The sequence below is a fragment of the Pseudomonas sp. CC11G genome, from assembly GCF_056174845.1.
In genome coordinates this window covers 50911-65177 of record NZ_JBWBZC010000006.1, presented here as the reverse complement: position 1 = coordinate 65177, position 14267 = coordinate 50911, and the positions used below count along the sequence as shown (strand labels likewise).

General features: G+C 62.6%; 11 protein-coding genes. 5 read left to right on the top strand and 6 right to left on the bottom strand.

Features of this window, described 5'->3' with window-relative positions:
* The first annotated feature begins 444 nt into the window (after positions 1 to 444).
* The 3 genes from AC0V2S_RS10185 to AC0V2S_RS10175 all read left to right on the top strand — a co-directional run bounded on the left by AC0V2S_RS10185 (position 445) and on the right by AC0V2S_RS10175 (position 1947).
* Complete coding sequence (locus tag AC0V2S_RS10185; RefSeq protein ID WP_475509638.1) at positions 445 to 840, top strand: hypothetical protein; 396 nt, start codon at positions 445 to 447, stop codon at positions 838 to 840.
* Positions 841 to 849: 9 nt separating this feature from the next.
* Positions 850 to 1386: a GNAT family N-acetyltransferase gene (locus AC0V2S_RS10180; protein WP_475509637.1), complete on the top strand. Its 537-nt coding sequence runs from the start codon at positions 850 to 852 to the stop codon at positions 1384 to 1386.
* Between the two features lie 174 nt (positions 1387 to 1560).
* Positions 1561 to 1947: a hypothetical protein gene (locus AC0V2S_RS10175; RefSeq protein WP_475509636.1), complete on the top strand. Its 387-nt coding sequence runs from the start codon at positions 1561 to 1563 to the stop codon at positions 1945 to 1947.
* Positions 1948 to 2020: 73 nt separating this feature from the next.
* Here the strand turns inward: AC0V2S_RS10175 and AC0V2S_RS10170 are convergent, their stop codons facing one another.
* The gene (locus AC0V2S_RS10170; RefSeq protein WP_475509635.1) at positions 2021 to 2281 is read right to left on the bottom strand and encodes a DUF3077 domain-containing protein; all 261 of its coding nucleotides are present in this window, start codon (positions 2279 to 2281) and stop codon (positions 2021 to 2023) included.
* 372 nt (positions 2282 to 2653) lie between these two features.
* On the opposite strand from AC0V2S_RS10170, the gene AC0V2S_RS10165 reads away from it, so the two are divergent.
* Together AC0V2S_RS10165 and AC0V2S_RS10160 are read left to right on the top strand one after the other, a co-directional pair.
* The gene (locus tag AC0V2S_RS10165) at positions 2654 to 3085 is read left to right on the top strand and encodes a bleomycin resistance protein (RefSeq protein WP_475509634.1); all 432 of its coding nucleotides are present in this window, start codon (positions 2654 to 2656) and stop codon (positions 3083 to 3085) included.
* Positions 3086 to 3090: 5 nt separating this feature from the next.
* Positions 3091 to 3501, top strand: coding sequence for an NUDIX hydrolase (locus tag AC0V2S_RS10160; RefSeq protein WP_475509853.1), 411 nt, complete (start codon positions 3091 to 3093; stop codon positions 3499 to 3501).
* A 47-nt stretch (positions 3502 to 3548) separates the two neighbouring features.
* Here the strand turns inward: AC0V2S_RS10160 and AC0V2S_RS10155 are convergent, their stop codons facing one another.
* The 5 genes from AC0V2S_RS10155 to AC0V2S_RS10135 form a co-directional block, all read right to left on the bottom strand.
* Positions 3549 to 5381 carry a glycoside hydrolase family 15 protein gene (locus tag AC0V2S_RS10155; RefSeq protein WP_475509633.1) on the bottom strand — a complete coding sequence of 611 codons (1833 nt, stop codon included), beginning with the start codon at positions 5379 to 5381 and terminating at the stop codon, positions 3549 to 3551.
* Positions 5374 to 6174 (bottom strand): glucose 1-dehydrogenase, encoded by an 801-nt coding sequence (locus AC0V2S_RS10150; protein ID WP_475509632.1) that lies wholly within the window; start codon positions 6172 to 6174, stop codon positions 5374 to 5376. The genes AC0V2S_RS10155 and AC0V2S_RS10150 overlap by 8 nt, the downstream gene beginning before the upstream one ends.
* An 88-nt stretch (positions 6175 to 6262) precedes the next feature.
* A complete protein-coding gene (locus AC0V2S_RS10145) occupies positions 6263 to 8356 on the bottom strand; it encodes an efflux RND transporter periplasmic adaptor subunit (protein ID WP_475509631.1) in 2094 nt (697 codons plus the stop codon).
* Positions 8357 to 8367: 11 nt separating this feature from the next.
* Positions 8368 to 9711, bottom strand: a complete 1344-nt coding sequence (locus AC0V2S_RS10140) for an efflux RND transporter periplasmic adaptor subunit (protein WP_475509630.1) — start codon at positions 9709 to 9711, stop codon at positions 8368 to 8370.
* The gene (locus tag AC0V2S_RS10135; protein ID WP_475509629.1) at positions 9708 to 14222 is read right to left on the bottom strand and encodes a DUF4347 domain-containing protein; all 4515 of its coding nucleotides are present in this window, start codon (positions 14220 to 14222) and stop codon (positions 9708 to 9710) included. Before AC0V2S_RS10135 ends, AC0V2S_RS10140 begins: the two co-directional genes overlap by 4 nt.
* Positions 14223 to 14267: the final 45 nt, after the last annotated feature.

The following is a 14267-nucleotide window of genomic DNA, read 5'->3' as shown; positions in this document are numbered from 1 at the left end:
CGCTAGCTAGAGAGCTAAACGGGCTCGGTGTCGTTGCGCCGGTTATTTACCAGCTGTATATCCGGCCTGCGGAGGACAGAACTGAGCACGTATTGACGCGCTTCGAGCAGCAAGTTCATCGTCACCATGACTCGCAACTGCCGGTTACTCATCGCTTATCTCCCGAAGAAATTTCTGCTCGCCAGGGCACAACTCGTGAACAAACCGAGATAGGTCATAGGTCCGATGTGGAGCAAACGCGGTCGCAGCTGAGCTGCAGCGGAAAGAGTGGGCTTGGTCGCGGTGCTTTACTCCGACGCAGCTCTGTCAGATTCCTGAATCTCGCCGTATGGTGGAGGTCTGTGAAGCTAACGAGACCAAGCTCAGAGCCAGGTTTGAAACGGAGTGGAGTGCAGGTAAACGCACTTGGTCCGCCTTTGTCTGGTTCTGAATGAGGAACACATCATGATCAAAACTCAGCCCAAGCCTCTACGACTTGCACCCGGTAAAAAAGCTGCGGCCACCTTCCAAAGTGGTGACGGCAAAATCACCGCCTTCTTGTCCCATGCGGACGAGGTGGTCGAGCGGCATGCAAGCAAAGCTCTCGCGGGCAGTGCCTTGCGTCAAACCTTCTCTTCAAAAACTCGTGCCGCACGAGCTCTGTCGAATGTGGAGCGAGAGCTCAGCGAACTGAAAAAAGTTGTCGAGGCGTTGGCTGTTCGTTCCGTCGCCCATGATCGGGAAGTTCAGTCTGTCGATGTGGAAAATATGACGGTGCTTGATGCCGAGACGGCGTACGAGTTGCTTGAAAATCCACCCCAGCCAACCGAGACACTACGCAGCATTCTCGCACTTCGCTGAGGGGTGGTAATGGAGTTCATCACCCACGACTTCGACAAGTCGATTGACAGGGCCGCATTCGATTGTGAAGCGCACACGGCCCTGAACACCTACATCGCTGAACAGGCGGGGCAAGATCAAAAACGGAATGTGTCACGGACGTTCATGTCCGTTGAGGGTAAGACTCTCCTGGGGTATTACACCCTGGCGAACACCTCTGTAGCGCTCTGCGAACTCAGTGACGACATGCAAAAAAAGATGCCGCGCTATCCGATGCCGGCAGTGCTGCTTAGTCGCCTGGCTGTCGACAAAGCAGTTCATGGGCGAGGTCTTGGCAAGCGGCTTATTGGCGATTTCTTTAAACGCGTATACCTGATCTCGAAGCATTCTGGTGTGGCCTTTATCGTTGTGGACGCCAAGGACCCACGCGCAGCTGAGTTCTACCATGCAAAACTGGGCTTTACGCCGTCACCTGCTAATCCGCTCCGTCTCGTATTGCCAACAGCAACTCTTATCCAAGGAATGCGCACCCAAGAAGAAGCAAAACCAAGCGCCTCAATACAGTAAGGCTCAGTGGACTGTAGCCTCAACCGAACAGCTGAGCGCTGTGCGCCTACCATCAATCCCCCAACTCTCCACTATCACCCAAATCGAATTCCCCCTCAGCCCACCCAGGCGGACACTCCAACCACTGCCACGCAACTCGCTGGCGCCCCTATTGACCACCCACGGGTACTGACCATGAATATTTCAACCACCCTGAAACACACCCGCACCTTCTTCGGCGCCTTGGCGTTTTCGCTTTTCGCACTGGCTGGCTTTACCGGTTCTGCTTACGCCGATGACGTGCGCTTGAGCCACGACACGTATAGCGGCGTCACCAGCAAAGACAGCGCGACTTACCTGGAGTGTGTCAGCGGTAGCGTCGGGTATGGCAAACGAATTTTTACGACCAGCAGCCGTGGCGAGAGCCAGTTGCTGACCAGCAGTGCAGACCCGCTGCAGGCCAGTGGCATTGTGGAAGTGACTGAGCAGGGTGGGGTGAACCACTTCAGCGCTTATCAGCGCGATGCTTGGCAGGACAAGGGTGCGCTGCTGACTGCCGCTCAGTTGTGTGCACATAGCTAACGGACGGACCGGCCACCAAAACCAGAAAGGGGACTGCAAAAGTCCCCTTCTTTTTAGGCGCGACTAACAGCTTTTAGGGCTGTTTTTTGCTGTCTTGCGGTTTGGTGGAGTTGAGTAGCGCTTTGGCCATTTCACTCAGTGTCTGGATGATGGCCGCTTCCAGATTTTTGTTGATAAACGCATCGGCGGCGGCCAGCGACTCGACATACAGCATCAGGTCGCCCGCGCGCTCCAGCGCTTCGTCGATGGGCACGCCCGGATTAACGGAAAACAGCGGGGCGGTTTCCAGGTTGTCGAAGTGTTGGCGGGTGGTTACAGCGGTTGCTTTGTTCATATCTTCAAACTCCAAATTTCAAAATTGCCGCCATCCTTATGCGACCAAGCAAAAGGGAGGCGGCTGTGCGCGGGTTGGTCGACCGGGAAACTTGGAAACCGGCACACCCGAAGGTGTCCCGCGCACAGCTGCCATGAAGCAGACATGCGACAAGCGCCTACGTGTTATAGCAGACGCCTGAATACAAGTTTTCCCGGCGACCAAACCGGTTCGCCGAACCATTTCAGCGAGGTGGAACTGTAGGCCTATAGGCGAGGCCAATCTGTCGGCTGCGGCGGGCAGTTGCGAAGGATGAATGCCGTGAAATTGGCGTATTGCGCTAAACCCGCGCCCTCCAGATACTCACCAACCTTTCACTCAACGGACGAGCTGATGGACAAGATGAATGCGTTGGTGCCCGAGCTGATCGTTTCGCACCTCAAGGACAGCCTGGCTTTCTACTGCGGCATGTTGGGCTTTCGTATCGAGTACGACCGCCCCGAAGATAACTTTGCTTTTCTCTCCTTCCACGCCAGCCAACTGATGCTCGAGCAGGACGACGGCGAGACGTCGCCCTGGCGCATCGGCCCGTTGGAACGGCCGTTCGGGCGGGGCATCAATTTCTCGATTCAGTGCCCGGATGCGCAGGGGCTGGCCAACGCCGTGGCCGCCGCAGGGCTGGTGCTGCAAAAGCCGCTTGAAGAACGCTGGTACCGAGATGGTGAGCGGCTGCATGGCGAGCTGAATTTTTTGCTGCAGGACCCGGACGGCTATTTGCTGCGGTTTACCCAGAGCTTGGGGTTTAAACCGGTGGTGCAGCCGTGACGGCGTTGCAGCCGAACAAAGCCTGCCCGGTGGTGATTCGCACGGTGCTCGGCAACAAACAAATCCTCGCATTCAAACACCCGTTGGCGGGGCATCAACTGGTCAAGGGCACCATCGAGGCCGGGGAGTTGCCGGCGGTTGCCGCTGTTCGTGAGTTGGCCGAGGAATCGGGGATTGGCGGCGCACAGGTGGTCGCGGATTTGGGGCTGTGGACGGCCGGGTTGAATCACCAGATCTGGTCGTTTCAGCTGTGCGAGGTGACGGAGCCGTTACCTGAGCGCTGGGCGTTTGCGACCGAAGACGATGGCGGCCATGTGTTTGAGTTTTTCTGGCACCCGCTGATGGACGCGTTGCCGCCTTGTCATCCGGTGTTTGAGGCGGCGTTGGTGCAGGTGAGGGCACGCCTTCGCAAATGAGGTTTGCAGGGTTCGGGACCAAGGTCGCTCCTACAAACGCCGGGTCCTCACGGCTGCCACATCGTCTTATCCCCATCCAACTTGCGATTCAAAAACGTCGCCGCGCTGATCAACGCCAAGTGGCTCAGCGCCTGCGGTGTATTGCCCAGGTGGTGCCCGTGGGTGTCGAACTCTTCGGCGTACAGCCCTAACGGGTTGGCGAATTTCAGCAGTTGTTCGAATTGCAGATGGGCTTTTTCGATCTGCCCGGCGCGGGCCAGGCATTCCACGTACCAGAAGGAGCAGGCGGTAAACGCGCCTTCGTCGCCGGTGAGGCCGTCGTTCTGGCCGTCGTCGTTGCGGTAGCGGTACACCATGCCGGCGTGCAGCAGGGTGCGTTCAATGGCGGCTAGCGTGGCCAGCCATTTCGGGTCGCTGGCGCTTACGAAGCGCATCAGCGGCATTAGTAGCATCGCTGCGTCTACGCTGCGCCCGCCCTGGTATTGCACGAAGTGGCCGAGGTCTTCGTTCCAGAAGTTGTCCCAAATGTCGTTGTGAATGGCTTCGCGCGTGTCGATCCAGTGTTTGAACGGCGCCGGCAGGGAGCGTTTTTCGGCCAGGCGCAACGCGCGGTCCAAGGCCACCCAGCACATCAGCCGCGAGTGCAGAAAGTGCTGCGGCTCGCCGCGCATTTCCCAGATGCCCACGTCGGTTTCGCGCCAGTGTTCGCACACGTAGTTCACCAGGCGCGTGGCGTTTTCCCAGCCTTCGTGGGAGATGGCGTTGCCGTATTTGTTGGCCAGGTACACGGCGTCCATCAGCTCGCCGTAGATATCGAGTTGCACCTGCCCATAGGCCTCGTTGCCGATGCGCACCGGGGTGGAGTCGGCGTAGCCGGTCAGGTGCGCCAAAGTGTGTTCGGGCAGCTCGGTGGTGCCGTCCAGGCCGTACAGAATGCCGAGGGTATTGGTCTCGTCGCAGCAGTCGCCCATGCGCCCGTGTATCCAGTGCATAAAGGCGCTGGCTTCGTCGGTGTAGCCCAGGCGCATAAAGGCGTACACGGTAAACGAGGCGTCGCGAATCCAGGTGTAGCGATAGTCCCAGTTACGTTCACCGCCGAGGGTTTCCGGCAGGCCGAAGGTGGGCGCGGCGACAATGCCGCCGTGTTTGCGCGAGGTGAGCAGTTTGAGCGCCAGCGCCGAGCGGTTGACCATTTCCTGCCAGCGCCCGCGGTAGTTGGATTGCTGGCTCCAGTGCCGCCAGAACGCCACGGTCTCGTGCAGGTAGCGCGGGCAGTGGCCGGCATCTACGGCGGGGTCGCCGATGCCGCCGAGCACGAACTCCACGCAGTCGCCCTGGTGCATCTCGAAGGTGGCTACAGCGCTGTCTTCGTCGAGGCGCAGCGCGGTGGTGGCCGACAGGCGCATGCCGGGCTGGCCGGCGGCTTCGAAGCAGATGTCGTCGCCGTCTACGCGGGTGGTCATGGCGGCGCGGCTGTAGTCCAGGCGCACACGGCAGCGCATGCGAATAGTGGCCTGGCCGTTGTGCGCGTCGATGCGCCGCACCACGCGCGGCAGGTCGTCTTCGTGTTGGCCGATTGGCATCAGGTCGGTGACTTCCACCACGGTGTCTGCGCTTATCCAGCGGGTGAGCAGCACGTTGGTGTTGGGCCGGTAAATCTGTTCGCGGCGCGCGCCGGGCAGGTCGGGGGCCAACTGGAAGAGGCCTGCGGCATTGGTGTCCAGCAGGGCGCTGAATACCGACGGGCTGTCGAAGTTGGGCCAGCACATAAAGTCGATGGTGCCGGTGTCGGCCACCAGGGCAGCGCTGCGCATATCGCCGATGATGCCGTGGTGCTCGATGGGGTTTTGCGGTTCTTCTTCGAATGAGTGCTCAGCCATTGCCACGAAACTCCGGGTACAGGCTCATGCCGCCGTCGATGACCAGACTGGTGCCGTGCACGTAGTCGGAGAGGTCCGAGGCGAGCCACACCACGGCATTGGCCACATCTTCGGCGTCACCTACGCGGCCATAGGGAATCAGCTTCAGCAGTTTTTGCTCGGCGGCGCCTTGGGTTTCTTCGGCGTTGATGGCCGTGCGAATGGCCCCCGGGGCAATGCTGTTGACGCGAATTTTATGCTCGCCCACTTCCTGGGCGATGGTACGCATCAGCAGGTCGACGCCCCCTTTGGAGGCCGCGTAGTTGGCATGCCCGTCCCAGGGAATGGTCTGGTGCACCGAGCTCATATGAATGATTTTGCCCATGGCGCGCGACACGTCCGGGCGCATGCCTTGCGCAATAAATTGGCGCAAGGCGCTGCGTGCGCAGAGGAACTGGCCGGTGAGGTTGGTGGCGATCACCGTGTTCCAGTCGGCCAGGGTCATCTCGGTGATGGGCGCGTCCTTCTGCAGGCCGGAGTTGGCCAGCAGAATATCCAACTGGCCGAAGTGGCTGAGGGTTTGCGCGAACAGGTTTTCTACCTGGTCTTCTTCCGAAATATCCGCGCCCACGGCAATGGCCTGGCCGCCATCGGCAACTATCTGTTCGGCAAGCTGTTCGGCGGGTTCGGCGTGGGAGTGGTAGTTGATGACTACGGCGGCGCCGGCTTGCGCAAGCGCTTTGGCGGAGGCGGCCCCCAGGCCGGAACTACCACCGGTAACCAGGGCGACCTGGCCGTGCAATGAGATACGCATAGGTGCCCAACTTTTTGATCGGCTTGTAAAAGCTGACCGGCAGGGGCATCAGAGGTTCAGGTGTTTACGCGAGTAGGCGGTGTACGCATTAAAATCCCGCTTCGCGCCAGGCCACCGCACCGGCTGCGCGTAAGAACCGCGACACCGGCGATTCCCATTGCCCGGCAATGGCCACATGCCCGCGTAGCAAGGGGCTGGCGGCGGTGAGGTTGGCGTCTACCTTGAGCACCACGCGGTACACGGCCTGTTCGGGGTAGAGGATGTTGTTCTTTTCGCGCACCAGTACGTGGCCGCCGGCCAGGGTGGCCAGCGCGGGTTCGCCGAGGGTGCGGCTGGCGTTGCGGTCGATGCTCGCCACCTCGGCACGCAGGTTGGGGCCGCTCATGCCGTCGGCAATAAACAGCGCGCGGTCGCCCAGGTGCAGGCGACGGATTTCGTCTTCGTCGACATACGTCACCACCTGCCAGCGGCCATCGCCAATCAGCTCGCCCAGAGGTTCCTGGGTTTTCAGCCAGTCGCCGGGGCGCAGGTCCGGATCGATATCCACCACGCGGCCGGGGAAGGGGGCCAGAGGCCGAAAGCGCTGCAGGTCGGCGCCTACGGTCGCTTGTTCGGCGTTGGCGTGGGCCAGTTGGTCTTGCAGCAGTTGCCAGTCTTTGCGGGTTTTGTTGTCGAAGGCGGCGGCGCCGGACTGCCAGCTCAGGGCGCCTTGGCGCGCGCCGGTTTCTTCGGCGCGCAGGTCGAGGTCGGGGGAGGCGAGGCTAAGCAGCGGCTGTTCGGCGGTTACCGCCTGACCGTTGGCGACGGGCATGGCGGTGATTACGGCGTGTGCCGGCGCATACAGGGCCATGCGTTGCTGCGGTTGCAGCAGGCCGCTGGTGAGCACGCGGTTGGGCCAGGGCACCAGCACCAGGGCGACCAGTAGCAGGGCCAGCCAGGCCGAATAGTGCACGCGCCGGCCGCTGCGAATCTGTGGCCAGCGGCTGCGCCATTCCTTGATTTCCCGCCATAGGGGCAGGGCGATAAACCAGCTGATTTCCACGGCGAACAAGAAGATACCCACGGCCTTGATAAAGAAGTGATAGACCAGCGCCGCGATGCCGAGAAACAACACCAGGCGGTAAATCCACACGGCCCAGGCAAAGATCACCAAGCCCTTTTGCAGGCGCGGCGAGAAGTGTTCCGGGGCTGGTTCGTTGAGCTTGAACAGGCGCTCGCGCAGGTCCCAGCGGGCCAGGGCGAAGGCGCGGCTGTGCAGGTTGGGAATGCCCAGGTAGTCGGACAGCAGAAAGTAGCCGTCGAAGCGCATAAAGGGGCTGCCGTTGATGATCAACGTGGACACCCACGTGGTGGTCGACAGCAAAAAGGCGATCTGCTTTGGCCCACCTTCGGGCAACCAGGCCCAGGCCAGCGTGGCCCAGGCGGCGATGGCCAGTTCGGTGAGAATGCCGGCGCCGGCCACGGCCAGGCGTTGCTCGCGCTTGGGCAGTTTCCACACGTCGTTGGTGTCGGTATAGGCCACCGGCCACATCACTAGAAAGGCCAGACCCATGGTCGGTACGCGGCAGCCGTAGTGCTTGGCGGTAAAGGCGTGGCCGAGCTCGTGGCAGGTTTTCGCGAAGGTTAACGCTGCGCCGTAGGCGACCGCGCCTTGCCAGGTGAGCGTGTCCATCAGGGTGGCGACAAAGCGGTCGCTCTCGCGGTATGCCGCTACGCCGCCAAGTACGGCGGCCAGTAGCGTCAGCCACCAGAAACCACGGGTAAACACAAAGGCCACCAAGGGCTGAGCGCGGCGCAGCATGCGGTCGGGGCGCACCAGTGGAATACGGAAAAACAGGTAGTTGTGCAGCAACCAGTTGCCCACTGAACCGCGCTGTTTGGCCAGGCTGGCGGCCATGGCGGGGGCGCCGCCGGCCGCCGGTTGCAGCAGGTGTTGGTCACGCAAAAACGTCAGCAAGTCTTGCAGGGCTGAGGTGTCTAGCTCCAGCGTGGTGTCGCGGTTGACCTCGGCGATCACGGCGTCGGGCTGGCCCAGGTGCCAGCGGCTGAGCAGCTCGAAGTTGGGCCAGTCGATCTGGAAAAACAGGTTGCGCGCCGGGTCGTGCAGGGTCCAGCTGGGCTGGCCGTCGCTCAGGCGCGGGCCCGGTTCGATGGTCAGTTCTTCGCGCAAGCCTGGCAGCACAGCGGTCATTCCTAGAGGGCGAGAAACTGGCGCACGGCGGCCAGTGGCCGGCGCAGCACCCAGTAGGCCACCGACACCCGTTCACCGTATACCTTCACCGTGCCTTTCAGACCGATGCGTTGGTCCGACGGCGTAACCAGCGTGGCGCGCACGCGGTAGGCAAAACTGCCGTCGGGGCGCGCGGTAGCGCGGTGACTCATATAGCGAATGGTGCCTTCCAGTGAGGTGAGCGGCGAGGCGGCCAGGTACAGCTGCAAGGGCGCTTGCTCGGCCAGCGGTATGGCGTCGCCAATCGGTATCCAGGCTTCGATTTCCACGTCGTTGGGCGCGGCTACCTGGAGGATTTTTTCGCCGGTTTGCACAGGGCGGCCAATCCATTCGCTGGGGTCGTCGAGCAGCACTATACCGGCACTCGGTGCGATAACTCGCGAGCGTTCGGCCTGGCCTTGCAGGAAGGTGGCCTGGGCTTCTTTTTCGGCGATCTTGCCCAGCAGGGTGGAAATCTGCCCGCGCGCTTGCGGGTCGGTGAGCACCATCTGGCTGGCTTGGCGGTATTCGGCGCGGGCCGTGGCCAGGGCTTCACGGGCTACGGTCAGACGGCTTTCCAGCGGCGCCTGGTCGAAGGAAAACAGCAGTTGGCCGGGCTGGACGGTGTCGTTGGGGCGCACGCTGAAGTCGGCGATTACGCCGTCCAACGGCGCGCGAATGGTGGCGGGGTTGGAGGGCACCAATTCACCCTGGGCCAATACCGTCAACCGCATGGGAATGCTCAGTACGCCGATCACAATCAGCATCGCCAACAGGTAACGGCGCCAGCGCAGCCCCTTGGCGGCACGGGTTTTTTTCCACGGCACCCAACGCACCGGGTTTTGTTGCGCCTGCCAGGCGTGTTGCCAGATATCGCGCCATTCGCACAGCAGCGGGGCCAGCTCCGGCGCCAAGGGTTGATCGCTGGCTAACAGCAGTCCACCGCCTGCCGCGTTCAGCGGCAGCCAGGTGGCGGCAGCGGGCAGCCACTCGTTCCACTCGGCGACGATTTCCGCTGGCAGCGCGGCAACGTCCACGGCCAGCGGCGCCTCGCTTTTATGGGGGGCAGCAAGGTGCTTGGCCAACCGTTGCAGCCATTGGGCGTAGGGCACGTTGCCGTCTACCGACACCACGCCCGACAGCGCGCGAACCCCGCCGTCGGCGAGCCACAAGGCGGCCTGCCGGTAGCTGAGCAAGGCGCGGGTATCGTTTACCAGCAAGAAACCGAGTTCGGCTGTGCTGGCCGCTGCTCGGGCGCGTTGGCCTAGTTCGAGCAGCGTCAGCAGTGGGTTGGTGGGGGTTGTCACGGTACTAGCGACGTCACTCATGTGGCACGGTTACTCACGGCTGTCAGCCCCGCCATGCGGCTGCCGCCAGCGCTGCGGGCGTCACGCAATTGCTGGCTGAGGCCGCTGCGGCCACTGGTTTCCAACGGCGCGGCATTCTGCGCCTGCTTGTTGCCGCTGACCTCGATTTCAAATTGCTGCATGGCTTCGTGGCCGAGCCCGTCTCGGGCGACCACGCGTACCACCAGCTTGCCGCTGAAGCCTGGCGGTGGGGTGCCTTCGAAGCGGCCGTCACGGGCATTGAATTTAAGCCAGGCGGGCAGCGGACGGCCATCCGCCAGGGTGGCGCTGAGTACCACATTTTGTCCGGGCATATTGTGCATAAAGGCTTCGGCATCGACCTGCTTGACGATGCGCTCGCCGCTGCTGGCGGTGAGGTTGTCGATCTGGGTGCCAACGCCTATCCCTTCACCGCCGCTAAACACTTTGCCCGCAGCTGGGCTGAGCAGCTCGGCCATGCCGCCGCTCAGTTCGGCGTTGGGTTGCAAGGCGTCGCTGAACAAGGTTGGAGACGTCCAGGTGTTGCCGCTGCCGAAGTCGAATGCCGGAGGTGGTGTGGTTTGGTCGCCCACGCTTGGTGGCGGTGGCAGCAACGACACCGGGTAGCTAACCGGCGGCAACGGTTCGGGCAGTACGGGCGGGGTTTGGAAACCTTCGTTCGGTGGAGTAGGCGGGGTGGGTGGCGTTAGGCTGCCGACGATCAGCTCGCTCGTGGTGGCATCGCTGGCCACGTTGCCGGCCAGGTCGGTGACGGTGACGGTGACACTGTATTGGCTGTTGAGCACCAAAGTCAGCGCGCCGCTCACTGGCACGGCACTGGCCAGGTCCAGGCTCCAGGCACCGGCGACTGGCACTACGTCGTAGGTGGCGCCGCCGACGGTCACAGTCATTGTTTCGCCGGCGGCCAAGGTGGCGTTGCCGGTGAGCACGGGTGTCAGGCTGTTGCTCTGTAGCGGGTCAACAGTCGGCACGTTGGCGTTGGTGTCGTACACGTAGGCTTGCGACAGCACGGCGCCGTCGTTGCCGGCGATGTCGCTGACCTTCACCTGCAAGGTGTCGCTGCTCACCAGGGTTTGGCCGGCTAACGACCAACTGTCGAGGCCGACGGTGGCGGAGGCCACTGACCAGGTGGCGCCGTTGTCGAGTGAGACCAGCACCTGTTCGCCGGCCGCGAGGTTGGCCGATAACGTACCGGACACTGTTTGGTTGGCCTGGTTGGTGATGAAGTCGCTGCCTGAGGCGCCACTGTCATGATCAAAGCTGACGCTGGCCACGCTGGTGGTCGGGCCGCTGGTGTCTAGCACGTAGGCAGCGCTGGTGGCAGCCCCGGCGTTGCCGGCGGCATCGTTCACCCGCAGTTGCAGCGTATTGCTAGCGGCCAGGGTGACGCCGTTCCAGGTCAGGGTAGTGCCGCTGACTTTGCTGGTGATATCGGTCCAGGTGGCGCCGTTGTCCAGCGAGCCGTAGACCACATCGCCGGCAGCCGGCGCGGCACTAAGGGTGGCGCTGATGGTTTGTGCGGCGGTGTTGGTGATGAGGTCAGTGTTGCTGGCGCCGGTGTCGGCGGATAGTGCGATGCCGCTAAAGCTGATGGTCGGCGCCGTGGTGTCGAGCACATAGGCTTGCGAATAGGCGCTGCCGCTGTTGCCGGCGTCGTCGGTGATGCGCACTTTCAAGGTGCCGCTGCCGGTCAATGTCTGGCCGGCCAGCGACCAGAGGTTGGAGCCGGTGCTGGCGCTGGCCAGCGCCCAGCTGCCGCCATTGTCGAGCGACACATACACGTGTTCGTCAGCCGCGAGGTTGGCCGCCAGCGTGCCGTGGATGGTTTGCGCGGCGGTTTTGGTGATGAAATCGCTGCCGGAGGTGCCGGTATCGGCCGAGAAGTTGGCAGTGGCCACGGTGTTGGTGGGGGCGGTGGTGTCGATGTTCAGGTCTTTGTTGGCGCCGAGCGAACCGGCGGTGCCGGGACTGGCCAGCGTGACGGACGCGGCTTGGTGGCTGCCACTGGCGTCGATGATGGTGGCGCCGTTCAGCGCGAGCGCGCTGGTGTCGCTGTAGTCGAGGTCGGCGCTGTTCTGGCCGGCGCCCACGGTGTAGCTGAACGTCAATGTGCCAGTGCCCGAGCCGCCGGTGTAGGTGGCATTGCCTCCACCGTCGAGCGCCAACGTGGGCGTGCCGCCGGTGGTGTCGACCGTGACGGCGGTGGAGAAATCGACGGTGAGGGTGATTGTCTGGCCGGCGCCATAACTGCCATCGGCGGTGCTGGCGCTGACGCTGGTGATGCTCGGGTTGGTGCCGTCCACCGTTACGCCGGCCGTGCTGCCGACACTGTTAAGCGTGGTCGCGGCGTTGTTACCCGCGCTGTCTTTAAGGGTGCCACCGTTGAAGCTCAGCGCCCCCACGGCAATGCCATCGGCGTCGACATCGCCCTGGGCGACGGTGAGACGGAACAGCAGCGCGCTGGTGCCTGAACCGGACACATAGCTGGCATAGCGAGTAGCGCCACCCACGGTGAGCGCAATGCGCGGTGTGCCGCCGTTGGTGTTGACCGTCACCGCTTCGTTGTAGTTGACGGTGAAGTCGAGCGTGTCACCGGTGTAGTAGGTGGCACTGGCCGGTACCGATACTGAAATGGCCACTGGCGCGGCGGTGTCGACCAGCACATTGGCGGTGCTGGCCACATTGTTCAGCGCGGCGTCCAGCGCGTTACCAGCGACGTCGGTGACGGTCCCGCCATTGGCCGAGAAGCTGCTGACAGCGATGCCATTGCTATCGTTGTCGCCGGCTTGCACGGCGTAGGTGAACACCAGGTCGCCGCTGCCAGAGCCAGACGAATACGTGGCATAGCGCGTGGTGCCGCCAATATCGAGTGCCAGACGCGGCGTGCCGCCGGTGGCGTCGATGTAGACGTTGTCGTCGGCGTGCACGGTAAAGCTCAGCGTGGTGCCCGCAGCGTACGAACCGGCCGCCGGCACTGACACCGAACTCATGGTGGGCGCCGTGGTGTCGATGGTCACGGCCAGCGCATTGGAGGCGCTCGAGGGGTTGCCGGCGGCGTCGGTGGCCGTGACGGTAAAGTTATGGTTGCCGGCGGTGAGTGCTCCGGTTGTGTAGTTCCATGAACCGTCTGTGGCGATCACTGTGCCGATTTGTGCGCCATTGTCGTAAATCTTCACGGTGCTGCCGATTTCCGCAGTTCCGGTGAGCGTGGGGGTGGTGTCTTTGGTGATGTGGTCGGAGGTGGACACGCCTGTGTCCGACGTCGAGGTCAGCCCAGGCGCCGGTGGTGTGGCGGGTGGAGTGATGTCGACCGGTGCGTGGACCGTGATCTCCATGCTGGCGAAGGCCAGTACGCCGCTTGCTCCGGACGTGCCGGCCGAGGTGACCATCAGTTCGGTCATGCCGTTGAGCGTGTTGAATGTGTAGGTTTCGGTGAGGACGCTCTGGCCGCTCTCAACGAGAACCGCACTGTGGTCGACATTGCTGCCGCTGCCGCCGGTGGGGTCGTAGGTGACAGTGCCGTCGACGGCGCCGGTGACCGAGGTCAGGTCAAACGTGTAGCCAGGCGTGATGGTAATGGTAAAACCGCTGGACCAATCAGCGCCCTGGGGGGCGTACACATAAACCGCATTGTTGTAGTAGCTGGTGTAAAAACCTTGCTGACCCGGGTCGCTCGAGCTATTGATTAGCGTGAAGGTCAGAGTCGCGGCGCCCACGGTTTTGGTGAATGAGAACGCCGCATCTGCATACCCGGAGGTCATGTCGATGGTGTTGAGCACATGGTCGTAATCGGTTAGCGCCAGTTCACGCGCCTGAATGTCGCCGGCATGCGCTTCCAGCGTCCAGTCACCGCCCAGGTGGGCCGCGCCGGTCAGGTCGGTGGAAGCTGCCACATCGGCGCCAGTGGCCTGCGCCAAACCATTGAGCAACGCCGTGCTGTCACCGGTATCGCAGCCGTACAGCAGCAGGTCGCCATCGCTGTTCAGTGCGCTGCCCAATTGCGCCAGTTCGGCCTTTACGGTGGCATCGCTCAACGAGGCTTCCGTGACCCGTGCGGTGCCGAGGTCCAGCACGCCTTCGGACCCATGCGACAAAATATGAATGGCATCCAACCCACTCTGGGTCGACGCCCATTGCGCAATCTGCGCCAGCCCATCTTTGCTGCCATCGAACTCGACAATGCCCACGCCATCGCGCACGCCGGCTTCCAGGGTTTTGTAGTCGGCCAGCGAGGTATCCACCAGCACCACTTCTTTCTTGCCGTTGTCTTTGGCGGGCTCTGCTTCGCGCACGGTAACGGCGGGTGGCAGGGCGGGCGCCGCAGCCGCTGCGGCGGCATCCGGGGTTTGTGCGGCGTGGGCGGCATCGGCCACGGCGGCGCCGTCGAACATAAAGCGTTGTTCTAGCGGCAACAGCTGCGAAGTGCGGCGCAAGCGTGGACCACTGGCGGCGTTCAAGGTGGAACGAAGCAGCGACGCGAGGGACTGGGTCATGGCTAACTCCTAAACAACTGTCTGGAACAACGCTGATCTTGTAGG